General features: G+C 73.1%; 20 protein-coding genes. 5 read left to right on the forward strand and 15 right to left on the reverse strand.

The window, feature by feature from the left end; all coding sequences use genetic code 11:
* Positions 1–110: 110 nt before the first annotated feature.
* Positions 111–905: an ArsR/SmtB family transcription factor gene (locus tag ACFYYN_RS27005; RefSeq protein WP_500547832.1), complete on the forward strand. Its 795-nt coding sequence runs from the start codon at positions 111–113 to the stop codon at positions 903–905.
* A gap of 83 nt (positions 906–988) precedes the next feature.
* On the opposite strand, the gene ACFYYN_RS27010 is transcribed toward ACFYYN_RS27005, so the two are convergent.
* Genes ACFYYN_RS27010 through ACFYYN_RS27040 form a run of 7 tightly spaced genes read right to left on the reverse strand, consistent with a single transcriptional unit; the run spans position 989 to position 10,303 of the window.
* Positions 989–2,245: an MFS transporter gene (locus ACFYYN_RS27010; RefSeq protein ID WP_500547833.1), complete on the reverse strand. Its 1,257-nt coding sequence runs from the start codon at positions 2,243–2,245 to the stop codon at positions 989–991.
* 57 nt (positions 2,246–2,302) lie between these two features.
* Complete coding sequence (locus ACFYYN_RS27015) at positions 2,303–3,268, reverse strand: acetylxylan esterase (protein WP_500547834.1); 966 nt, start codon at positions 3,266–3,268, stop codon at positions 2,303–2,305.
* 13 nt (positions 3,269–3,281) lie between these two features.
* Positions 3,282–4,895 (reverse strand): glycoside hydrolase family 43 protein, encoded by a 1,614-nt coding sequence (locus ACFYYN_RS27020; protein WP_500547835.1) that lies wholly within the window; start codon positions 4,893–4,895, stop codon positions 3,282–3,284.
* A complete protein-coding gene (locus ACFYYN_RS27025; RefSeq protein WP_500547836.1) occupies positions 4,892–7,240 on the reverse strand; it encodes a beta-xylosidase/alpha-l-arabinosidase in 2,349 nt (782 codons plus the stop codon). The genes ACFYYN_RS27020 and ACFYYN_RS27025 overlap by 4 nt, the downstream gene beginning before the upstream one ends.
* Entirely contained in the window at positions 7,237–8,055 is an 819-nt protein-coding gene (locus ACFYYN_RS27030; protein WP_500323370.1) for a carbohydrate ABC transporter permease, read from the reverse strand. Before ACFYYN_RS27030 ends, ACFYYN_RS27025 begins: the two co-directional genes overlap by 4 nt.
* On the reverse strand, positions 8,055–8,984 hold the full coding sequence (locus ACFYYN_RS27035; protein WP_500547837.1) for a carbohydrate ABC transporter permease: 930 nt from the start codon (positions 8,982–8,984) through the stop codon (positions 8,055–8,057). Before ACFYYN_RS27035 ends, ACFYYN_RS27030 begins: the two co-directional genes overlap by 1 nt.
* A 14-nt stretch (positions 8,985–8,998) precedes the next feature.
* Positions 8,999–10,303: an ABC transporter substrate-binding protein gene (locus ACFYYN_RS27040; RefSeq protein ID WP_500323368.1), complete on the reverse strand. Its 1,305-nt coding sequence runs from the start codon at positions 10,301–10,303 to the stop codon at positions 8,999–9,001.
* A 140-nt stretch (positions 10,304–10,443) separates the two neighbouring features.
* On the opposite strand from ACFYYN_RS27040, the gene ACFYYN_RS27045 reads away from it, so the two are divergent.
* Both ACFYYN_RS27045 and ACFYYN_RS27050 read left to right on the forward strand, forming a co-directional pair.
* Positions 10,444–11,493, forward strand: a complete 1,050-nt coding sequence (locus tag ACFYYN_RS27045; protein WP_500547838.1) for a LacI family DNA-binding transcriptional regulator — start codon at positions 10,444–10,446, stop codon at positions 11,491–11,493.
* Positions 11,494–11,708: 215 nt separating this feature from the next.
* A complete protein-coding gene (locus ACFYYN_RS27050) occupies positions 11,709–12,146 on the forward strand; it encodes a hypothetical protein (protein ID WP_500547839.1) in 438 nt (145 codons plus the stop codon).
* 61 nt (positions 12,147–12,207) lie between these two features.
* Here the strand turns inward: ACFYYN_RS27050 and ACFYYN_RS27055 are convergent, their stop codons facing one another.
* A complete protein-coding gene (locus ACFYYN_RS27055; protein WP_500323365.1) occupies positions 12,208–13,386 on the reverse strand; it encodes an acyl-CoA dehydrogenase family protein in 1,179 nt (392 codons plus the stop codon).
* Positions 13,387–13,729: 343 nt separating this feature from the next.
* Between ACFYYN_RS27055 and ACFYYN_RS27060 the strand changes: the two genes are divergently transcribed.
* The gene (locus tag ACFYYN_RS27060; RefSeq protein WP_499515544.1) at positions 13,730–14,164 is read left to right on the forward strand and encodes a hypothetical protein; all 435 of its coding nucleotides are present in this window, start codon (positions 13,730–13,732) and stop codon (positions 14,162–14,164) included.
* A 656-nt stretch (positions 14,165–14,820) separates the two neighbouring features.
* Here ACFYYN_RS27060 and ACFYYN_RS27065 read toward each other — a convergent pair.
* The 5 genes from ACFYYN_RS27065 to ACFYYN_RS27085 all read right to left on the reverse strand — a co-directional run bounded on the left by ACFYYN_RS27065 (position 14,821) and on the right by ACFYYN_RS27085 (position 18,615).
* Positions 14,821–15,195: a hypothetical protein gene (locus ACFYYN_RS27065; RefSeq protein WP_500323363.1), complete on the reverse strand. Its 375-nt coding sequence runs from the start codon at positions 15,193–15,195 to the stop codon at positions 14,821–14,823.
* 116 nt (positions 15,196–15,311) lie between these two features.
* Positions 15,312–15,704, reverse strand: coding sequence for a roadblock/LC7 domain-containing protein (locus ACFYYN_RS27070; protein ID WP_089223339.1), 393 nt, complete (start codon positions 15,702–15,704; stop codon positions 15,312–15,314).
* A gap of 80 nt (positions 15,705–15,784) precedes the next feature.
* Positions 15,785–16,756, reverse strand: coding sequence for a transcriptional regulator (locus ACFYYN_RS27075; RefSeq protein WP_500547840.1), 972 nt, complete (start codon positions 16,754–16,756; stop codon positions 15,785–15,787).
* Positions 16,753–17,136: a hypothetical protein gene (locus tag ACFYYN_RS27080; RefSeq protein ID WP_499515541.1), complete on the reverse strand. Its 384-nt coding sequence runs from the start codon at positions 17,134–17,136 to the stop codon at positions 16,753–16,755. The genes ACFYYN_RS27075 and ACFYYN_RS27080 overlap by 4 nt, the downstream gene beginning before the upstream one ends.
* Before the next feature lie 135 nt (positions 17,137–17,271).
* The gene (locus tag ACFYYN_RS27085; protein ID WP_500547841.1) at positions 17,272–18,615 is read right to left on the reverse strand and encodes an aminotransferase-like domain-containing protein; all 1,344 of its coding nucleotides are present in this window, start codon (positions 18,613–18,615) and stop codon (positions 17,272–17,274) included.
* Positions 18,616–18,746: 131 nt separating this feature from the next.
* Here ACFYYN_RS27085 and ACFYYN_RS27090 point away from each other — a divergent pair, with 131 nt between their 5' ends.
* Complete coding sequence (locus ACFYYN_RS27090; RefSeq protein ID WP_500547842.1) at positions 18,747–19,556, forward strand: alpha/beta fold hydrolase; 810 nt, start codon at positions 18,747–18,749, stop codon at positions 19,554–19,556.
* A gap of 30 nt (positions 19,557–19,586) precedes the next feature.
* On the opposite strand, the gene ACFYYN_RS27095 is transcribed toward ACFYYN_RS27090, so the two are convergent.
* Both ACFYYN_RS27095 and ACFYYN_RS27100 read right to left on the reverse strand, forming a co-directional pair.
* Positions 19,587–21,743, reverse strand: a complete 2,157-nt coding sequence (locus ACFYYN_RS27095; protein WP_500547843.1) for a putative bifunctional diguanylate cyclase/phosphodiesterase — start codon at positions 21,741–21,743, stop codon at positions 19,587–19,589.
* Positions 21,740–22,555, reverse strand: coding sequence for an SAM-dependent methyltransferase (locus tag ACFYYN_RS27100; protein WP_499515537.1), 816 nt, complete (start codon positions 22,553–22,555; stop codon positions 21,740–21,742). Before ACFYYN_RS27100 ends, ACFYYN_RS27095 begins: the two co-directional genes overlap by 4 nt.
* Between the last annotated feature and the right edge of the window lie 141 nt (positions 22,556–22,696).

Here is a 22,696-nt window from a genome sequence, read left to right on the forward strand (position 1 = left end):
GCCCCCCGCACCCACGCTCTCGGCCGCACCGCGTTGACATGCAGCCGTCCGGCTGCCTATGTTTGACAGGCAGCCGGACGGCTGCATTTCCGGAACGGCGGGGAAGCGGGATGGACGAGGTCTTCAAGGCGCTGGCCGACGCCAGCCGCCGGCGGCTGCTGGACAGCCTCAACGCACGCAACGGGCAGACCCTGCGCGAGCTGTGCGCGGGGCTGGACATGGCCCGCCAGTCGGTCAGCAAGCACCTGGCCGTACTGGAGGAGGCCCGGCTGGTCACCACGGTCCGGCGGGGCCGGGAGAAGCTGCACTACCTCAACGCCGCACCGATCAACGCCGTCGCCGAACGATGGATCGACCGGTACGACCGCGAGCGCGCGCAGGCGCTCGCCGACCTCCAGAGGGCATTGGAGCAGGCACCCATGAGCGAGTCCGCATTCGTCTACACGACCTACGTCCGCACCACGCCCGAACGCCTCTGGCAGGCGCTGACCGACCCGGCGTTCACCCGCCGCTACTGGGGCGTCGCCTTCGAGACCGACTGGGCGGCCGGCTCGGCCATGGTCTGGGAGGAGGGCGGCGCCCGCACCGCCGATCCCGCCCAGGTCGTGCTGGAGTCCGATCCGCCGCGCCGGCTCTCCTACACCTGGCACACCTTCACCCCGCAGTGGGCTCGGAACGCGGGGGTGAGCGAGGAGGTCCGCGCCCGCCTGGCCGGGGATCGCCGCTCCCAGGTGACGTTCGAGATCGAACCGCTCGGGGAGACGGTCAGGCTGACCGTCGTCCACGAGGCCCACGACCCGGACAGCGGGGTGCTGGGCATGGTCTCCCAGGGCTGGCCCGCCCTCATCTCGGGGCTGAAGACGCTGCTGGAGACGGGCGAGCCGCTGCCCGGGCCGCAGGCTTAGGCCACGGCCCGGCCGCTCCGCCACGGCCCGGCCGCTCCGCCACGGCCCGGCCGCTCCGCCACGGCCTGGCCGCTCCGCCGCCGCTACAGGCTGTGTCGGGCGTCGTCGCGACCGCCCACCGGCGCGCCGTCTGCCGCGGTGCCGAGGTCCGGGCCGACCCCGGCGGTACGCCCGCGCATCGACCGCTCGCCGGCCGCCGCGACGGCGGTGAGCAGGAGGGTCAGGCCGACACCGGCCAGAATTGCGACGTCCGGCTCAACCACCCTGAGCAGCGCACCGGAGAGGCTGCCCGCCGCGGCGTAGCCCGCGCCCACGGCGGCGTACATCACCGAGTAGCCGGCGGCGAGCGCGCTGGCGGGCAGGACCTGCCGCAGTTGCAGGTTCCGGGTCAGCATCGCCCCGGCCTGCAGGACACCGGCGACGAGCAGGATCGCGCCCATCCACGGCGCCGACGGCAGTACGGCGACGAGCGCCACGCACGCCGACACCGCGAGCAGCAGGACCAGCGACTGCACGGGCAACCGCCCCGGCCAGCCGGCGCGCAGGCCGTAGAGGAAGGACCCGACCCCCGACCCGGCCGCGAACCCGGCAAGCAGCGGCCCGGCGAGGCCGAGTGCGATCCCCCGGTGCTCCAGGAGCGCCGGCAGGATCAGCTCGGCGAGGGCCAGCAGGGACAGGGACGCGGCGCCGGTGACGTAGACCGGCCAGGCCCGGGTCGTGATCCGCAGCATCGACTCACCACCGCGGTCCCGGTGGTCGGCCCGCCATCCCGCGGGCAGCGCCCACAGCCCGGCCACGGAGGCCGCCATGAGGACGGCGGCGAGCAGCAACGGGGTGTACGGGGCCACGCCGAGCGCGAGCCCCGTCACCGCGGCCGGGCTCACCGCCCAGATCCCGAAGGTGAGCACCGACTCGGCGCTCAGGGCCTGCGTCACGGCCCGCTCCGGCACGATCGAGGTGAGCAGCTGCCGCATGCCACCGGGGGCCGCGGCGGGAGCGGCCCCCGCCAGGAATGCGAAGCCGGCCAGGACGACGGGGTGGGCATCGGGCAGGACCCCGAGCCCGGCGAAGCCCACGGTGCCCGCCGCGAGCCCCACCGCCAGCTGCGGCCGTGCCCGCTCGGCCGCGAGCCGCATGCCGAGCAGGGGCGCCCCGACGATCTCCCCGATCACGTAGGCGGCGGCGAGCAGCGCCCCGAACGTGTAGCCACCGGGCCGCTCCCGCACCAGGAACACCAGCGCGAGCGGTGCCATCGCCACCGGCATCCGCGCCCCCACGGCCACGGCCCCCCAGGTCAGGACGGGCCGGATGAGGACGTGGCGGTACATGCCCAGGGACATGAGGGCGACCGTAGCCGGGGGTCCGGTACCCGGCAACAGGTTTGCCGGGGCGGGGCGTCACAGCCGTGAGCGCAGGAAGGCCAGTGCCTCCTCGTCGTCGTCGATGGCGCCGCCCTCGTGCCCGTTCCAGGGCCAGACGGCGATCTCCTTGGGTCCCGCGTACGCGTTGTACGCGGCGAAGACCGTGGAGGGCGGCGTGATCTCGTCCATCAGGGCCGCGGAGAAGCGGGCCGGTACCCGGGCGCGGGCGGCGAAGTTGACGCCGTCGAAGTAGGACAGGGTGCGCATGGCCCGCTCGGCGTTGCCGCGGTGCACGGCGAGGTAGCGGCCGATCTCACGGTACGGGTCCGCGTCCGTGATCACCGTGGCCCGGGGGAAGTCGCACAGGAACGGGACGTGCGCCACCAGGGCGTGGACCTCCGGGGCGAGGGCGGCCACGGCGAGCGCGGTGCCGCCGCCCTGGCTCGCGCCGAGGACGGCGATCCGGCCGGGGTCCACCGAGGGCAGCGTGCGGACCGCGTCCACGGCGCGGACGGCGTCCGTGAACAGGCGGCGGTAGTAGTACGTGCGCGGGTCGTCGATGCCGCGGGTCATCATCCCGGGGGCCTGCGGGCCCGTGGCGCCGGAGTCGGGGGTGTCGCCGCGGCTCCAGCCCGACCCCTGGCCACGGGTGTCCATGTGGAGGTGGGCGAAACCCGCCGACGCCCACAGCAGGTTGTCCAGGGCGTGGCCCCGGCCGCCGCCGTAGCCGACGTACTGGACGACCGCGGGCAGCGGTCCCTCGGCACCGTGCGGCAGCCGCAGCCAGGCCCGCACCGGCTCGCCGCCGTAGCCGGGGAAGGTGACGTCGAAGACGCGCACCGTGTGCAGCCGCGGACCGGGCGCGGGGGTGACGGTGACGGCCGCGGTCCCGGCGGCGCGCGACTCGGCGAGCGTCGTGCTCCAGAAGTCGTCGAAGTCGGCGGGCGCGGTCTGGCTGCTGCGGTGGTCCCGGAGTTCGGCCTCGGGGAGATCGGTGAACAACGTCGGCTCCTGGTCAGGGGGCGAGAGGCCGGTAGTCGAACCAGTCGATGTCGGCGACGGTGGTGGAGGAGGCGCCGTGGGCGGTGGCGTACGGGCCGAGCCAGACGCCTAGGAAGCCGCCCGCGCGGGGCGAGCTGAGGAATCCGCCGTCCACGGAGGTCAGTTCGGCCTCGCCCTCGGGCCCGGCGCTGGCGGGGGCGTAGCGCAGCCCGTAGCGCTGACCCTCGGCGTGGATGCGCAGGACCACCGGGCCCGGGGGCAACGGCGCCTGCGCGAGCAGGCGTTGCTCGCCCCGCGTGCGGACCGCGGCGAGCACGCGGCGGTCGCCGCGCCCGTCACCGGCCACCGCGAGCACCAGATGGTCCGCCTCGGACTGGCGGACGGCGAGCCCCGCCCACTCCTGCGGCGTCCCGGGCGCCACGTCGAGGAGCGCGGACGCGCTGACGTCCTGGTGCTGCTGGCGCCGGCCCAGGAAGCAGGGGGTGCCTACGTCGGCGAGCGTGGAAGGCCCGAGGGGCAGCCGCAGCGAGCCGGGACGTGCGGTGAGCGACCAGAAGGGTTCCCCGGTGCGCACCTGGTTCCACCGCGGGTCCAGCCGTGGGCCGTCGAAGTCGTCGCGCACCGGCTCCGGGTGGGGATCATGAGGGGACCCGGCGACCGCGGGCGGACGGAACGGGCCGAGCGTGGTGCCGACGCCGGGCGCGAAGAGCGGCCAGCCGTCCTCCCAGCGCACCGGGACGAGGAAGGTCTCCCGCCCGAGGTTGGGGTGGTACCCGCCGTACGGACGGCTGCCCAGCAGCACCGCCCACCACTGCCCCTGCGCCGTGCGCACCAGGTCGGCGTGGCCGACGCCCACAACGGGGAAGTCACGGCCCAGGTGCCGGTGGGTGAAGACCGGATTGGCCGGGTTCCCGGTGTACGGACCGGTGACGTGGTCGGCGCGGGCGACGCTGACGGCGTGCCCGTGCTCGGTGCCGCCCTCCGCCGCCAGCAGGTAGTAGCGGCCGTCCACCGTGTACAGGTGGGGTCCCTCGGCCCACACGGCGCCGTGCAGCGCGCCGCGCCACAGCAGGTGCTCGGGGCCGGTGAGGGTCAGCTCCGCGGCGTCGAACTCCCGCAGCCAGACGTCGGTCTGCCCCTCCCACTCCCCCGGTTCCGCGAGCCGCGTGCCGGTGCACCAGGCGCGGCCGTCGTCGTCGAAGAACAGGGAGGGGTCGATGCCGGGCGCGTCGTCCAGCCACACCGGGTCGCTCCACGGCCCGGCGGGGTCGGTGGCGGTGACGACGAAGGTGCCGCCCCGCCCGCTGCCGCCCACCAGGGTGGTCACGACGTAGAAGCGGCCCCGGTGGTGCCGGATCGTCGCGGCGAAGATCCCCTCGGAGGAGGCGACGGTGCCGAGGTCCACCTGCGAGGGCCGGTCCAGGACGTGCCCGATCGGCCGCCAGTGGACCAGGTCGCGGCTGTGGAACACCGGGATGCCCGGGAAGTACTCGAACGTCGAGTTCACCAGGTAGAAATCGGCCCCGACCCGGCAGACGCTCGGGTCGGGATGGCAGCCCGGCAGGACGGGGTTGGCGACGTCCACCGTCGACACGGCCGCCTCCCCCGTCCCTTCGGGCAGGCTCACCCGGACTCCTCCGGTGCGCCGGTGACCAGCGCGTGCAGCCGCCGGGTGTGGTCCACCTGCCGTGCCGGGCCGGTGAGTTCGGCCCGCACGGTGAACCGGACGTCGGTGCTGGAGGCCGCCAGCCGCACCTCCAGCTCCCCCGGTTCCACGACGCGGCGGCCGTCCCGGCCGGTGAAGGCGGCGACATCGGCGGGGACCGTGACGCCGATGCGCCGCGCCTCGCCCGCCTCCAGCGGCACCCGGAGGTAGCCGACGAGCCGCTGCACCGGCTGGACGACGGAGGCGATCGGGTCGTGCAGGTAGACCTGGACGACCTCGCTGCCCGCGCGACCGCCGGTGTTGCGGACGGTGAAGGACAGTTCGACCTCGCCGTCGGTGCCGGTGACGGCCCGGCCGTCGGCGCCGCCGTGCACCTGCGGCGCGGACCACTCGAAGGCCGTGTACGTCAGCCCGTGGCCGAAGCCGAAGGCCGCGGCCGGGTCGATGTTGGAGACCTCGCTGGCCCGCGCGAGCGGCGCGGCGAGGTAGGTGGAGGGCTGGACGCCCGGGTGCCGGGGCACGCTCACCGGCAGCCGCCCGGACGGGTTGATGCGCCCGCTCAGCACTCCGGCCAGGGCCGGGGTGCCCTCCTGTCCCGGGAAGAAGGTCTGGACGACGGCCGCGGCCTCGTCCACGGCCCGTCCGAGGGCGTACGGGCGGCCGGCCAGCAGGGTGAGCACGACGGGCGTCCCCGTGTCGAGGAGCGCGTCGAGCAGCCGCTGCTGCACGCCGGGCAGGGTGAGCGACTCCGCGTCGCAGCCCTCGCCGCTGGTGCCGCGGCCGAAGAGCCCGGCGCGGTCGCCCAGCGCGGCGACCACCACGTCGGCGTCCAGGGCCGCGCGTACGGCCGCCGCGATGCCGGAGACATCGCTGTCATCGACGCCGCAGCCCGCCACGGTCACGATCTCGGAGCCGGGGAACTCCGCCACCAGGGCCTGGCGCAGCGTGGGCAGGTCGATGCCGAGCGGGGTGTCCGGGTGCTGGGCGCCGACGTGCACGGGGAAGGAGTAGCAGCCCAGCACGGCGGTCGGGGTCTGCGCCTGGGGGCCGACGAGCGCGATGCGGGCGGGCCGCCCCAGGGGCAGGGTGCCGTCGTTGCTCAGCAGGACGGCGGACCGCTCGGCGAGGCGCCGCGACAGGTCCCGGTGGGCGGCGGAGTTCAGGTCGACCGTGCCGCGCAGGCCCTGCGGATCGGTGAGGTCGGCCCCGGCGAGCGCGGACGGCACCGGGCTCCACCCGGGGTCGAGCAGGCCGAGCTGCGCCTTCTGGGTCAGGACGCGGCGCAGCGCGCGGTCCACGAGCTTCTCGTCGACCAGGCCCGCGGCGACGGCGTCCCGCAGCGGCTGCCCGAAGGTCTTGACGGTGGGGAGCTCCACGTCCACGCCGGCGTGCAGCGCGGTGCCCGCCGCGTCCGCCCAGTCGGCGGCGACGCCGTGCAGGGTCTTGAGGAAGGCGATCCCGAAGTAGTCGGCGACCACGGTCCCGTCGAAGCCCCAGGTGTCCCGGAGCAGCCCCGTGAGCAGCTCCTCGTCGGCGGCCGAGGGGACGCCGTCGGTGTCGGTGTACGCGTGCATCACGGACCGGACGCCGCTCTCCCGGACCGCCATCTCGAAGGGCGGGAGGACGACGTCCGCGCGCTCCCGCGGGCCCATGCTGACCGGCGCCAGGTTGCGCCCGGCGCGGGAGGCGGAGTAGCCGGCGAAGTGCTTCAGGGTGGCCACGATGCCCGCGGACTCCAGGCCCTGGATGTACGCGGTGGCGATGGTCCCGACGAGGTACGGGTCCTCGCCGATGGTCTCCTCGACCCGGCCCCAGCGCGCGTCGCGCACGACGTCGAGGACCGGGGCCAGACCCTGGTGGACGCCGACCGAGCGCATGTCGCGGCCGATGGCCGCGGCCATCACCCGGACCAGCTCGGGGTCGAAGGAGGCGCCCCAGGACAGCGGGACGGGGTAGGTGGTCGCGCCCCAGGCCGCGAAGCCCGCGAGGCACTCCTCGTGGGCCATGGCCGGGATGCCGAACCGGTTGGCCGCGGCGACCCGTTGCTGGGTGCGCATCAGGGACAGCGCGCCCAGGGCGGGGTCGACGGGGACGGTGCCGAAGGGCCGGGTGAGCTGTCCGAGGCCGTCCGGCAGGAGGTCTTCCAGACGGGGCGGCTCGTCCATGTCGTGTTGGTGGGGGGCCACTTCGGCGCCCTCACTGGAGGCGCCGACCCAGACGCCGTAGAGCTGGGCGATCTTCTCGTCCAGGGTCATGTCGCGGATCAGCGCCTCGACGCGGGAGTCGGCGGTCACGTTGTCGTTCACTTTCCTCCGACGCCCATGAGCCCCTGCACGAGGGCACGGCGGGCGAACAGGTAGACGAGCAGGACGGGGATCGTGGACAGCACCACGGCGGCCAGCAGGCCGGGGATGTTGATGCCGTACTGGGTCCGGAAGTTGTAGAGGCCCAGCGTGATCACCTTGGTCTCCTCGGACTGGGTGAGCACGAGGGGGAAGAGGAAGCCGTTCCACGCCTGCAGGGCGGAGAAGACGACGATCGTCGACAGCCCGCTGCCGGACAGCGGCAGGACGAGCTGGAAGAAGGTCCGCCGGACGGAGGCGCCGTCCATGGCCATCGCCTCGAACAGGTCGGAGGTGATGTCGCGCATCGTGCCGGTCAGGATCAGCGTGCACACCGGCAGGCAGAACGCCGCCGTCGGCAGGATGATGCCGATGAGGTTGTCGTAGAGCCCGGCCTTGCTGATGACGTAGAACATCGGGACGATCACGGCCTGCGCGGGGATGGCCAGGCCCAGCAGGAAGAGCCGGAACACCCCGGAGGTGCCGCGGCCCCGGTTGCGGACGATGGTGAACGCCAGCGGCGGCACGAGCAGCAGCACGATGGCCACCACGCTGACCGTGACGACGACCGTGTTGAGGAAGTACTGCCCGAAGCCGTTGCTGAAGTCCTGGACGTAGTTGTCCAGCGTGAAGGAGCGGGGGAAGGCGAGCGGGCCGTTGGCGCTGTACTCCTCGCGCGTCTGCACGGTGGCGCCGAGCATGACGTACAGCGGCAGGCCCACCAGCGCGAGCCACAGCAGGGCGCCCAGGCCCGCCAGGTAGTTGGGGCGGCGCCTCATCAGAGCCCCTCCTTGGTGCCGGACATCTTGTCGTAGCCGGAGACGCGGACGACGATCAGTGAGATCACGGTGGCGACGACGACGAGCATCAGCGCGACCGCGGCGCCCGCGCCGAAGTCGAAGCCCTTGAAGGCCTTGTCGTACATGTAGTAGGCGCTGATGGTGGTGTCGGTGCCGGGGCCGCCCTGGGTGAGGATCAGCACCGTGTCGAAGGTGGTGAGACCGCCGACGATCATCAGGATCATCGAGGTGATGATCGAGTTGCGCAGCTGCGGCAGCGTGATGTGGAAGAACTGCCGTACGGTGCCCGCGCCGTCGATCTGCGCCGCCTGGTAGAGCACCTGCGGGATCGCCCGGGTCGCGCCCTGGTAGATCAGGGCGTGGAACGGGGTGAACTGCCAGGTGCTGACGAACACCAGCACGCCGATCGCGGCGGTCTGCGTGCCGAAGAGGTTGCCGTCGCCGAACAGCCAGCGCGCCTGCGAGGGCACACCGAAGTTCGGGTCGAGCAGCGCGCGCCAGAGCACCGACACGGCGGTCGCGGACAGCAGCAGCGGCACGAAGAAGACCGCCGACAGCACGGCGCGGTTGCGCTCCGGACCGGCCGCCCAGACGCCGAGCAGGATGCTCAGCGGGGTCTGGACGACGACGCCCAGCACGGTGAGCAGCACGCTCAGCCAGAGACTCTTGATCATGACGGGGTCCTGGAAGACCCGGACCCAGGTGTCGAAGCCCGCGAACTCGGGCGAGCCCAGTCCGCTCCAGGTGGTGAAGGACAGGACCGCCACCAGCACCAGCGGCACGACGGCGAACAGGGCGAAGAAGATCGTGGCGGGGAGCGCCCAGGCGAGGCCCGGCCGGCCGATGGTACGGCCGGCCGGGCGCTGCGTCTGCCGCTTGCCCGTCACGGAGGCAGTGAGGGAGACCATGCGGGACGTCGCTCTCAGGAGGTGGGCAGGGCCTGCATGGCCTTGATGAAGCCGTCCGCGTCGACCTGGCCGTTGAAGAACTGCTGCACGGCCTGGTGGATCGGCGTGATGCCCGACGGCGGGTAGGCCTGGTCCCACGACAGCTGGAACGAGGGTGCCTTCTGGACCAGGTCGAACTGGTACTTCAGGTAGTCCGGGTTGTCGGCCGAGTCGAGGAACTTGGTGGTGTTCGTGGTGGTCGGCAGGTTGCCGATGGCCAGCTGCTGCTTCACGAAGTCGTCGGAGTACATCAGCTTGAGGAACTCCGCGACGGCTTCCGGGTGCTCGGTCTTCTTCAGCACCGAGTAGAAGTTGTTGGTGTTGCCGACGACGTTCGCGGCGTCACCCTTGCCGCCGGTGACGGTCGGGAAGTTGGTGTAGCCGAGGTCGTTCTTGGCGAAGTCCGGGCTGGCGTCCTGCTGAGTGGAGTACTCCCAGGAGCCCATGAGCTCGAAGCCGGCCTTGCCGCTGGCGAGGAGCTGGGGCGAGCCGCCGTCGGTGAACTTCACCGAGTCGAAGTTGGTGCCGAAGGCGCCGGCGTCGATGAGCTCCTTGAGCATGCCCAGCGCCTTCTTGCTGTCCTCGCTCTCCCAGGCGCTCTTGTCGCCGCCGAGCGCCTTGGTGAACAGCTCCGGGCCGGCGACGCGGTCGTAGAGGTACTCGAACCACATCAGCGTCGGCCACTGGTCGCCGCCGCCGAGCGCGATCGGGGTGACGCCCTTGGCCTTGAGCTTCTTGACCGCGTCGATGAGCTCGTCCCAGGTCTGCGGGGGCTGGACGCCCGCGTCCGCGAGGACCTTCTTGTTGTTGAACATCAGCACCGGCTGGGTGCCGCGCATCGGCACGCCGTAGGACTTGCCGTCGACGACCGCCGTGTTGAAGACCGAGGACAGGAAGTTGTCCTTCAGGCCCGGGTCCTTCTTGATGAAGTCGTCGAGCGGGAGCAGCAGACCGGCCTTCACGAACGGCTGGATGCTGCCGCCACCCCAGTTGAAGAAGACGTCGGGGGCCTGCTTGGTGTTGATGACGGTCTGCAGCTTCTGCTGGTAGTCCGCGCCGGGGACCGTGTCGAGGACGGCCTTGACCTTCGAGGTCTTGTTGAACTCGGCGACGATCGCCTTCTCCACCTTGTTCGCGGAGTCGCCGTACACGAGGACGTGAATCGTCCCGGAATCGCCTCCCGCGGAGGCGCCATCGCCGCCGCAGGCGGTCAGGGTCAGGCCCAGTGCCAGTGTCGCGCCGCCGGCGACGGCACGGGGGAACCACGCACGCTTCTTCATGATCGACCTCTCGAAAGTTTCGGCCGCTTTGCCGAAATTCGCCTGACGACGGACCGTAGGCTCCCTCCTCGCCGGGGTCAACAGCGTGGAATTGACGCGACCAAACCGTTACCGAAGGGCGGTGCTCTATCCTGTGCCGCATGCGTGATGATGAGACCGAGGGCCGTATCACCCTGGCCGACGTGGCTTCGAAAGCGGGCGTCTCACTTTCGACAGTTTCGAAGGTGCTCAACGGACGTCCCGATGTGGCCGCGCCGACCCGGAGCAAGGTCGAGCGCCTGCTGGAGGCGAACGGCTACCAGCGCCCCTCCCCCACCCAGCCCGAGTCGCGGCTGATCGAGATCGTCTTCCACGAGCTCGAGAGCGTCTGGGCGATGGAGCTCATCCGGGGCGTGGAGAACGTCGCCAAGAGCCGCAACATGAGCGTGGTGCTCACCGAGAGCGGCACCCGCCACGCCCCCGGCCCCGAGTGGATCGAGGGCGTGCTGCGCCGCCGGCCGCTCGGCGTCGTCCTGGTCTTCTCCTCGCTGCCCGACGACATAAAGCGCAAGCTGCGCTCACGGGCCATCAACTTCGTGATCATCGACCCGGCCGGCGATCCCGAACCCGACGTCCCGTCCGTGGGCTCGGCGAACTGGGCCGGCGGCGTCGCGGCCACCCGGCACCTCATCGACCTCGGCCACCGCCGCATCGGCATCATCACCGGGCCCGACGACATGCTGTGCTCCCTGGCCCGTCTCGACGGCTTCCGCTCGGCCATGGGCATGGCGGGGCTCACCGTCGACAACGACCTGATCCGCTACGGGGACTTCCACGTGCAGGGCGGGCACGACGGGGCCCTCGCCCTGCTGGAGCGGCCCGACCCGCCGACCGCCATCTTCGCCGGCAGCGACCTGCAGGCGCTCGGCGTCCTGGAGGCGGCCCGGGTCAAGGGTCTGCAGGTGCCGCGCGACCTGTCCGTGGTCGGCTACGACGACATCCCGCTCGCCCAGTGGGCGAGCCCGTCGCTCACCACCGTCAACCAGCCGCTGGTCGAGATGGCCGAGGAGGCCGCCCGGATGCTGCTCCGGCTGTCCCAGCCCGACGAGGCCGGCGACAAGAGCAACACCCGTATGGAGCTGGGTGTCAGACTGGTCGTCAGGAAGAGCACCGCAGCGCCGCGCGACGCCGCGGCGACGCGCGAGGACTGACCCCCGGAAGGGCGCGGAGCGGGCGCACGGCATCGCCGGCGGGGGCGCGGGGCACCCTCGCGGACGACTGTGTGACGAAGGCCACACCCGATGTCAACGCCTTTCGGAGTGGCGGTGATTACCGCGGGCGGGTGGCGGGAAATGCTCGCTATGGCCGAGGCCGAGAGCCCGGTCTGCCCCGCTGGTGGGCGTTCTTCTGAGGGGGAGATGCACCCATGCGCACCCATGCACGACACAGCCGCGGCGAACGCACGCTGGTGGCGCTCGAGGAGGAGCACGAACGTCGCGAGCCGTTCGAGCTGCTGACGGCGGACGACGCCGAGGACGCCTTCGACGACGAGGGCTTTGAGATCTTCCGGGTGCACTGCCCCGACTGCGCCCGCCCGATCGCGCTCTTCACCGACGAGGACGTCCTGCCGCAGCACGCGCTGTGCGCCTCGCCCTGGAACCCCTTCGGGCTGACGGTCTGCCCCGGCTCGGGGCGTGCCACCGCCGAGGCCTCTCCGGCCCCCGGCGACGCCCGGGACGACGACGCGGAGTGGGGCGCGCTGCTGACGCTCCCCGCCGGGCTGGACTGGCGCACGCAGCCGTTCTCCCACGTGGGCGGACCCGGTTCGCAGCCGATCCGCGTGCCGTTCCAGCGCGCGGCCTGACCCGCGCCCACCGTACGCACGGTGCCGCGCCGCCCCCGTCGGGCGGCGCGGCACGACCGTCTCAGTGCTCCTTGCTCTCCGGCCCTGCGAGGCTGCGGGCGATCACCATGCGCTGGATCTGGTTGGTGCCCTCGACGATCTGCAGCACCTTGGCCTCGCGCATGTAGCGCTCGACGGGGAAGTCGGCGGTGTAGCCGTAGCCCCCGAGCAGCTGCACCGCGTCCGTGGTCACCTGCATCGCGGCGTCCGTGCAGAACAGCTTGGCCATGGCCGCCTGCCGGGAGAACGGCCGGCCCGCGTCCCGCAGCCGGGCGGCCGCGAGGTACAGCGCCCGGCCGGCCTCGATCTTGGTGGCCATGTCGGCGATCATGAAGCGCAGCCCCTGGAAGTCCACGACGGGACGGCCGAACTGCTGCCGGGTCATCCCGTACGCGAGCGCCTCGTCGAGCGCGGCCTGGGCGACGCCGATGGCGCAGGCGGCGATGCCGAGGCGGCCGGAGTCGAGCGCGGCCAGCGCGATGGTGAAGCCCTGGCCCTCGTCGCCGACGCGGCGGCTGTCGGGGACGGTCACGCCGTCGAAGTGGACCTGGGCCGTGGGCGAACCCTTCATGCCCATCTTCTTCTCCGGGACCGCCGCGGTCAGGCCCTCCGCGTCGCCGGGCACCAGGTACGCGGTGATGCCGCGCGGGCCCTCGGCGCCGCTGCGGGCGAGCACCGTGTAGAAGTCCGCGACACCGCCGTGGGTGATCCACGCCTTGGTGCCCTCGATCCGCCACGCGTCGCCCTCGCGGGTGGCACGGGTCCGCAGGGACGCGGCGTCGGAGCCGGAGGCGGGCTCGGAAAGGCTGTAGGCGCCGAGCAGGGAGCCGCCGAGCATGGCCGGCAGGTGCTCGGTGCGCTGCTCCTTGCTGCCGAACTGGGCGACCGCGTGGCAGGCCAGGGTGTGCACGCTCACCCCGAGACCGACGGTCAGGCGCGCCGCCGCCAGTTCCTCCAGGACCTGCAGGTAGACCTCGTACGGCTGGCCACCGCCGCCGTGCTCCTCCGGGTAGGGCAGTCCGAGCAGCCCCGCCTCGCCGATGAGGCGGAAGACCTCGCGCGGGAAGACGCCCGCGTCCTCCTCCTCGGCCGCCCTGGGCTTGATCTCCCGCTGGGCCAGCTCGCGTACGAGCGCGAGCAGGTCGCGGGCCTCCTCGGTGGGAAGCTGTCGGTCCACCGGCTGAAGGCCGTCGTGGGACATGGCGGCACTCTCCTCCCTGTCGGGCGCTGCGGCAGCGTCCGCACAGGGTGTGGCGGCGCTACCGGGTTGTCGACCGTAGACCGATGGTCTCCTGCCGGGTCACGGCATGGTCCGACCTGCGGCTTCGGCGCGTTGGAGTATGCCCGATCGGAGGTGTCGGAGTCACGGGGTGCCAGGCCCTCCGGAGCGTGCGGCGGCGGATTTTTTCATACCGCGCGCCCATGGGCGGGCTTTTCGCAAGGCTGTACGGGTCATGGGGCCGTTCGGGTTAGCGTCGTCCCGCGCGCGGTGCGCGTGCGGGGCGTGTGTCGCCCGCGCCAGGAGTCGAGGAAAGGTGATGCCGGTGTCCGTGTTCCGTGCGTGGGGCCCGAAGGTGGCCGCGGTGGCGGTCGTCGCGCTGGCGGTGGCGGGCTGCGGCGGCCAGGACACGGATGCGGCGGGCGGTCCGGTCGCCCTGGAGCGGATCGGCGAGGCCGTCGGGTGCACCCCGCAGCTGCAGACCGACGTGAAGGAGCTGCGCCAGGGGGCGTGCACGACGGCACGCGGTGCCTATGTGATGCTCACCTTCACCAGCGAGGCCGGCCAGAAGTCGTGGCTGGAGGAGGCGGAGCCGTACGGCGGCTCCTACCTGATCGGGGAGCGCTGGGTGGTGGAGGCCGATCCCGAGGCGCTGGCGCCGGTCCGCGAGAAGCTGGGCGGCAGGGTCGAGGAGGGGGCGCACCACGGCGGCCACTCCGCCGCATCGCCCTCGGCACCCGCGTCCGCCACGAGCCGGTAGCGGGCCGGGGAGGCCCCGCCCCGTCGCCCTCCGCGAGCGCCACCGCCGGTCGGACCGCACCGTCACGTCCCGAACATCAGCGACGTGACCTGCACCGACGGCCAAGGCCTACGGGAGGCGTGTGCGCGACCTGCCGACCGGCGGGACCGGCACGCACCCGCCCCCGCAGGACGAAGGAGCCTCCCCATGCCCCGCATCCCCCATCTCCGGCGCCGCTCGGTGCTGCCCGCCGTGGCGGCCGCGGGCGAGTTCACCGGCGCGGTCACCGGAGGCGTCGCCGCGTGGAACGAGGCGGTGGACAACGTGGCGTTCGAGCCGGTGCTCCCCCGGCCGGTTCGCGGACGTCCGCATCGTCGCCTTCGACGGCCGGCCCCACGCGGAACAGGAGGAACCCGGCCGCGGCACCGTCCACATCTGCCGCCAGGCAGAAGCCCGGGCCCCGCTCCAGCCTGATGTCCCGGAGCACCGCCGGAACCTCGTGCCACCGCATCCAGCCGGACGAGGCCGAACGGAGCGCCGTGGAGGGCATGTTCGCCGCACGTCTGCCGGTCACCGGGGCCGCGTGACCCCCGGCCGCGGCAGGGCGGGGCCCGGCACACGTCGGCCTGCGCCTCATGTGCCGGGCCGCCCTCGGCCGCGGGCTCGTGGGGGGCGGGTCAGACCTCCAGGTCGGATTCGATGCGCCTGAGCTGGTGGCGGGCCATCGCCAGGTTCGCCCGGTCCTTGTCCAGCGCGACGTAGAGGAACAGCCCCTTGCCCGAGCGGCCGGTCAGCAGCCGGATCATGTGGATCTGGGTGTTGAGCGTGATCAGGATGTCCTCGATGTGCTCCTTGAGGTTGAGCATCTCCATGGTGCGCATCTTGGCGCGGACCACGTCGGTGTTGCCCGCGGCCGCGACGGTCAGGTCGAGGTCCTTGGAGCCCCCGAGGGTGCCCAGGGCCATGCCGCTGCCGTAGTCCACGAGAGCGACGCCCAGGACGCCCTCGATCGACGTCATGACATCCTTCAGCGCGGTCTCGGTGTTGGCCATTGCGGTCTCACTTCCTTGTCGTTGAGTTCTCTGACGTGACGAATGCCTGGGTCCGGTAACGGCGCGGCCGCGTGCGGTGCCCGACGGCTTGTCGGCTGATGAGCTGGGTCCTGCGGTCATTTCCGCTCCTGACGTTGGAGCGCGAGGTCGACGAGATCCTCGATCCGTCGACTGGATCGGCGTGCCTCCAGGTGCAGGCGGCCCACGTTGGAGCCGGGTCCCGCCACCAGGGCGAGGGCCATGGCCCCGCCGGCGGCGTACGCGGCGATGTACCCGCGGTCGCCCCTGACGAGCAGTTCCCGGAAGCCGCCGCACTCGGTGGCCTCCGTGATGCGGGCCGCCACGCCCAGTGCCGCGGCGGTCAGCGCGGCGACCCCCTCCGGTTCCGGCCCGCTCAGGTCGTGCGCGACGACCAGGCCGTCGACGCTGGCGACGAGCCCGCCCGTCAGGTGCGGCACCCTCGCCCGCAGGCTCCGGAGTTCGGCCAGTACATCGGCTTCGAGTGCCACCAGCTGTCTCCTTCCGGCGAGCTGCCGCAGAGCCTTCCTCCACGGTCGTTCGGCGGGCGCCGGGCGGGTCGGCAGGGCGCTCACAGGCGGGCCTCCAGGGCGGCACGAAGTCGTAGCAACAGGGCGACTGAGGGATCGGAGGACGACAGGACCGCCGGCTGCGGTCCGCCGTGGGCGAAGGGCGTGGGCGCCACCGGTGGCAGCGGCGCGGGCGCCACCGGCGCGGGCGGCACGGGCGCTGGGCGGGCCGGAGCCGGAGCCGCGGGTGCCTGGGCGCGGACCGGCATGCTGATCCGGCCGGTCGCGGCCAGCCGACGGACGTCCAGCAGGGTCGCGAAGGCGGAACGTCCCAGGTGCCAGGCGATCTGGACCGGCGTACGGGATCCGTCCGCCGCCGCCAGCACCGCCAACTGGGCGGGCGTGGGGGCCCTGGCCCGGCCGCCCCGCGCCTCGCCCTCGGAGCGGGGGACGACGGGGCCGGCGTCGGTGTCGTCCCACGGCCAGGCCCGCTCCAGTTGCGCGCGGCGCCGCTGCGCCTCCCTGGCCACGCGCTGGGCGGGGACCGGCCGGGAGATGGGACCCAGCCGGGAGGTGGCACCCGGCTGGAACCGGTCGGGTTCCGAGTCGGGCAGCAGGGTGAAGTAGGAGGCGTCGAAGAGCGCCAGCAGGTGGCAGAGCTCGAGCTCCCCGCGGGCCACCCGCCCGGTGTCGACGAGGTGCCCGCCGACGCCGCGCTCGGCGCTCGCGGTGGTGACCGCCTCGCGCCACTGGTCCGGGGAGAGCAGCCCGCAGGCCATGAGCCGTACCCCGAGGTCGGGGGCGCAGGGGCTCTCGGCGTGGACGATCGCCCCGTCGCGCAGGTAGACCGCCCCCGCCGATCCGTACAGCGCCCCGCTGGCCCTCGCCTCCGCGAGCCGGGCCAGTGCGGCGGTGAAGGCGTACGCGCCCACCACCCCGGCGCGGACCTGGGCCGGCGCGCTGCCGCGCGCCGGAATGCGCCGGGGCAGACCGCGCACGGCCAGTGCCGGCCGCCCCGCCTCCGTGCCCGTCATACGAGCACCAGCCGCTCGGCGATGGACTGCAGCCCGAGCCGGGCGACGGCCAGGTTGGCCATCGACCGGTCCAGCCACAGGTAGAGGATGACGTCGCTGTCGAAGGAGGTGTCGAGGAAGCGGATGAGGTGGTAACTCCCCGGGGCGGTGATGATGATGTCCTCGACCGGCACCCTTCCGGACTCCTTCGCGGTGAAGGTGCCGCCCTCCACGACCGCCCGCGCCGCCTCGGTGGTGTCCGCGGCGGCCGCCTCGTGACCGTGTCCCGGCTCCTGCCCGACCGCCCCGAGGAGCAGGCCGCTGCTCCAGTCGACCACGCTCGCCCCGAGCACACCGGGAATCGCCAGCGCCTCGGAAAGGCACTCGTCTATGCCGGGCACGCGCACCCCTTCGCCGCCACTTCTGGTATACGGAACAGCACGGAACGTTACTCATCCCGTACGCGAAAAAGGTGAGTTGGGGCATTTTCCGGAGGCATGTGCGGGCGACTCGCTAGGATTCGCCGCCCCTTGTGATCAGTCGGCGCAATTGTCCTCGGGACCGCCCCTGGCGATCCGCGCGAGGACGCCCAGCGCGTCGTCCAGGACCTGCAGGGACGGCGAGGCGAGGCCGATCCGTACGGCGTGCGGCGCGCTGCCGCGGCCCGCGGCGAAGGCGGCCGCGGGGGTGACGGCGATGCCCTGCCGGGCGGCGGCCGCGACGAAGGTGTCGGCGCGCCAGGATCCGGGCAGCCGCCACCAGCAGAAGCAGGCACGCGGATCCGCCGTGACCGAGAACCCGGCGAGGCGCTCGGCGGCCATGCGGGCCCGCGCGGCCGCGTCGCGCCGTTTGGCCGCCACCACCGCGTCGACGGCGCCGTCGGCGATCCACCGGCAGGCGGCGGCCAGCGCGAAACCGGAGGCCGCGGTGCCCGCCGAGCGCAAGGCCGCGGAAACCGGGGCGGATAGCTCCCGCGGAGTGAGCACGACGCCGGCGGTGAGCCCGGGGGCGAGCCGCTTGGAGAGGCTGTCGACCAGGACCACGCGGTCGGGGGCGTACGCCGCGAGCGGCGGCGGGGCGTCCGCGGCGAGGAATCCCCACACGGCGTCCTCGACGGCGTGCAGGCCCAGCCGGCCGAGGGCGTCGGCGAGTTCGGCCCGGCGGCCCTCCGGCATGGTGACGCCGAGCGGATTGTGCAGGGTGGGCTGGGTGTAGAGCGCGTGCAGCGGGGCGGCCCGGTGAAGTTCCGCGAGGGCGTCGGGACGCATCCCGTGCTCGTCGCAGGCGACGGGGACGAGGGCGATCCCGAGCCGTGTGGCGAGCGCCTTGACCACGGGGTAGGTGAGCGCCTCCACGGCGAGCCGGCCGCCGGGCGGGACGAGCGCGGCCAGGGCGGCGGCGATGGCCTGGCGTCCGTTGCCCGCGAAGAGCAGCCGCCCGGGGTCGGGGCGTGGGCCGGTGCGGGAGAGCAGTTCGGCGAAGGCGTCACGCGCGGTCGGGGTGCCCGCGGCCGTCAGCGGGCGCAGCGCGGCGCCGAGGACGTCGGGGCGCTGCAGCGCGGCGAGCCCGGGGGCGAGCAGCTGCGACTGGCCCTCGGCGACGGGGTGGGTCAGCTCCAGGTCGATCCGCTGGGGGGCCGGCTCGGCGAGGGCGGGTCCCGTGGCGGGCGATGCGGCACGCACGAAGGTGCCGCGTCCCACCTCGCCCACGACCAGGCCGCGGCGGGCGAGTTCGGCGTAGACGCGGATCGCCGTGGAGTTGGCGATGCCGTACGCCCGCGCGAAGGTCCGCTGCGGTACGAGCCGGTCGCCGGGGCGCAGCCGTCCCGCGGCGATGTCGGCCGCCACGGCGTCGGCGATCGTGCGGTAGTCGTCCCTCACCGTTCCCCCTTCGAAGCGATTCCTCTATTGCACCGAGAGCAAAGATGCTATTGCACCGAGCGCGGAGGGGAACCTAGCATCGCGGTCAACTCCCCTGCGGGGAGGGGAACGTGCGAGACGAGGAGATCCCCTTGGCGACGGCATCGGTCAACGGCGTCACACTGGCGTACGACGACGAGGGAAACGGGCCCGGAACCCCCCTGGTGCTGGTGCACGGCCATCCCTTCGACCGCTCGATGTGGGCCCCGCAGGTCCCCGCGGCGGCGGCCGGCCGCCGGGTGGTCGTGCCTGACCTGCGCGGCTACGGCGCGAGCGAGGCGGTCCCGGGGGTCACCCCGCTGGAGACCTTCGCCCGCGACATCGCCGCCCTGATGGACCGCCTGGGCGTGCCGGAGGCCGTCGTCGGCGGGCTGTCGATGGGCGGTCAGATCGTCATGGAGTTCCAGCGGCTGTTCCCCGGCCGGGTGGCCGGGCTCGTGCTCGCCGACACCTTCCCCGGCGCCGAGACGGCGCAGGGGCGGCAGGCCCGGGACGCGATGGCGGAGCGGCTGCTGGCCGAGGGGATGGACGGCTACGCCGGCGAGGTGCTCGACCGGATGATCACGCCCCGCAACGTGACCGCGCTCCCCGAAGTGGCCGCGCACGTGCTGCGGATGATGCGCGGCACCTCCCCCGAGGGCGCCGCGGCGGCCCTGCGCGGCCGGGCCCGGCGGCCCGACTACGGGGCCGTGCTGGCCGCGGTCCGGGTGCCCACGCTGATCGTGGTCGGCCGGGACGACGTGTACACCCCCGTCGCCGAGGCCGAGGCCATGCACGCGGCCGTCCGCGGCTCGCGGCTCGTGGTCGTCGAGGACGCCGGGCACCTGCCGAACCTGGAGCGGCCCGAGGAGTTCAACGACGCTCTGCGGCGGTTCCTCGACGTCCTCGACGTGCGTCCCTGAGCCGGTGGGCGCCGTACCCCGCCCGTCTGCTCAGGGCGTGGTGTCGACCAGCGAGAGCGAGTGGAGGCGGTCGGGCGGGCCGGGCCTCGCGTAGTACCAGCCCTGCGCGGTGTCGCAGCCCAGCGCGCGCAGGTGCTCGGCCTGGGTGCCGGTCTCGACGCCCTCCACCGTCACCGACAGCCCGAGGGTGTGCGCCAGGTCGACGACGATCTCCACGATCTTCACGTCCACCGGGTCGGCCTGCTGCTGCTGCATCCCGCGCGTGAAGGAGCGGTCGAGCTTGAGCGTGGTGATGGGCAGCCGGCGCAGCGAGGCGAGGTTGGAGTAGCCGGTGCCGAAGTCGTCCAGGGCGATGGCCATGCCGAGCTCGGCGAACTCCCGCAACGGGCGCAGCAGTTCCTCGTCGGCGCCGATGAAGGCGCTCTCGGTGACCTCCAGGCACAGCGCGGTCGGCTCCAGCCCGGCGTCCTTGATCACCGCGAGGGTCTCCGGGACGAGGCCGGGGTGGCCGAGCTGGGCCGGGGAGAGGTTGACGTTGATCCGCAGCGGGTGGCCGTCGCTGCGCGGGAACTGCCAGTCCCGGGCCTGCCAGGCGGCCTGCTGCAGCACCCAGTGGCCGAGCGGCACGATCAGCCCGGTGCTCTCGGCGAGCGGGATGAACTGGTCGGGACCGAGGATCCCGTGCACCGGATGGCACCAGCGCACCAGTGCCTCGGCGCCGCGGACGCTGCCGTCGCCGAGCCGTACCAGCGGCTGGTACTCGATGAAGAACTCGCCGCGCTCCAGGGCCGTCGGCAGCCGATTGGTCAGCCCGTGCCGGGTGATGGCGCGCGCGTCGGAGTCGGGGTCGGCCAGCTCGAAGCGGTTCCCGCCTGCGGCCTTGGCCCGGTACATCGTGATGTCGGCGCTGCGCAGCACCTCGGCGGGGCCCAGGGAGCCGGCCTGGCCCTCGACGATGCCGATGCTGCACCGTACGGACAGCTCGCGGCCGTCCACCCGGATCGGGTCGGCCAGCGCGGCCAGGATCAGGTCGGCGAGGCCGGTGATGTCCGCGCGGCTGGCGGGGTTGACGACCAGTGCGGCGAACTCGTCGCCGCCGATGCGGGCCACGAGCTGGTCGGGCGAGGTGACGCAGGCCTGGAGGCGTTCGGCGACGGCGACCAGGAGCCGGTCGCCGATGGCGTGGCCGAGGCTGTCGTTGACGTCCTTGAAGCCGTCCAGGTCGAGGTAGCAGACGCCGACGCCCACGCCCTCGGGGCCGTTCAGCGTCTGCTCCAGTCGCTCGAAGAAGAGGTTGCGGTTGGCCAGGCCGGTGAGCGCGTCGTGGGTCGCCTCGTACCGCAGCCGCTCGCTGAGCAGGCGTTCCTCGGTGATGTCCTCCATCAGCGCGAGCATGTACTGCGGGGTCCCGCCGGCGTCGCGCAGCAGGGAGACCGTCAGGTTGGTCCACAGCGCGGTGCCGTCGGGCCGGTAGTAGGCCTTCTCGATGCGGTAGTGGTCGCGCTCGCCCCGGTTGAGCTGGCGCTGCATCTCCCAGACCTCGGGGGCGTCGTCGGGGTGCGCCCAGTCGTAGACGTTCCTGCTGCGGATGTGGCGTTCCAGGCCGCCGAACATGGTGGTGAGGGCGGCGTTGACGTCCAGGATGCGGCCGTCCATGTCGGCGATGCCGATGCCTATGGAGGCGTCCTGGAAGACCGCCCGGAAACGGACCTCGCTCTCGTGCAGGGCCTGCTCGGTGGCGGCCCGGGCGGCGAGCGCCGCCTTGGAGAGTGCCTCCTGCTCGGTCCGCGTGCGTTCCTGCAGGGCCCGGGCGTACCCGGCGGCCACCCAGTGCTGCAGGCGGTTGCAGCGGGTGCGGCCGTCCTCGGGGAACAGGGCGGGGCCGGGCGGGCAGTACAGCAGCAGGTAGGCGTCGACGACGTCGAGGATGCGGGGCAGCGCCTCGGGGTCGGTGCAGTGCGCGGCCACGAGCGCGGCGCCGACCTCCGCGGCCGGGCGGGGGTCGAAGGGCTGCGCGCGCAGCGTGGCGTCGAGACGCGCGGCGAGCGGGAGCAGGTACTCCTCGAACTCGCCGCGTGTCATGGAGGTGGCGGTGGCCGGGTAGATCGCCCGGCTCCAGATGATCGCGAAGCGCCGCAGGCTGTCGGCGGGCTCCGGCTCCGGGCCGGGCTCCCTGCTCACGGTCACGCCTTGCGGCCGACGCCCGCGAACCCGCTGAAGACGACCGGGTCGAGCTCGTCGTCGTCCGTGCCGTCGGGGCGCCACAATGGCGCGGAGACCAGGCCGGGTTCGACGAGGTCGAAGCCGTCGAAGAAGCGCTCGACCTCGGCCCGCGACCGCATGATCAGCGGCGAGCTCGCGCTGCGGTAGACGTTCTCGACCCGCTCCCCCTCCTCGGGTCTGCGCGGGCCTCCCTCGACCGAGGCGTGGGTGACGACCAGCAGGCTGCCGGGGGCGATGGCGTCGCGCAGTTCGGCCACGGCCTTGGCCGGTTCGTCGGCGTCCTCGAGGAAGTGCAGGACCGCGACGAGGAGCAGCGCGACCGGGCGCTCCAGGTCGATGAGCCCGCGCACCTGCGCGCTGTCCAGGATGTCGCGGGGCGAGCGCAGGTCGGCGGCGACGATGGCGGCGTTCTCGTGGCCCTCCAGCACGGCACGGCTGTGGGCGACGGCGACCGGGTCGTGGTCGACGTAGACGACGTGCGCGCCGGGACTGGCGGCCTGGGCGACCTCGTGGACGTTCCCGAAGGTGGGGATGCCGGAGCCGATGTCGAGGAACTGGGTGATGCCCTGGTCGACGGAGTAACGCACGGCCCTGCGCATGAACGCCCGGTTGGCCTGCATGATCTTCGGCAGCCCCGGGAAGGCCTCGATGGCCCGCCGTCCCGCCTCCCGGTCGACCTCGAAGTTGTGCGAACCGCCCAGGTAGTAGTCGTAGATGCGGGACACGCTCGGCACGGAAAGATCGATCCCCTGGGGGGCCCAGGCAGGGCGTTCCATCAACGGCTCCAGCTCGTCGGCGATCAGGATTCGTGGTCGTGGACACGACCACGTGCGAGAGAGGCTACTGATCGACCGTTCGAGAGGACACAAGAAATGGAAATATTCGATCCGTTTTCGGTCACAGACCAAAGGCATGTG

It is taken from the genome of Streptomyces sp. NPDC001902 (assembly GCF_042891295.1).
Classification (GTDB): Bacteria; Actinomycetota; Actinomycetes; order Streptomycetales; family Streptomycetaceae; genus Actinacidiphila.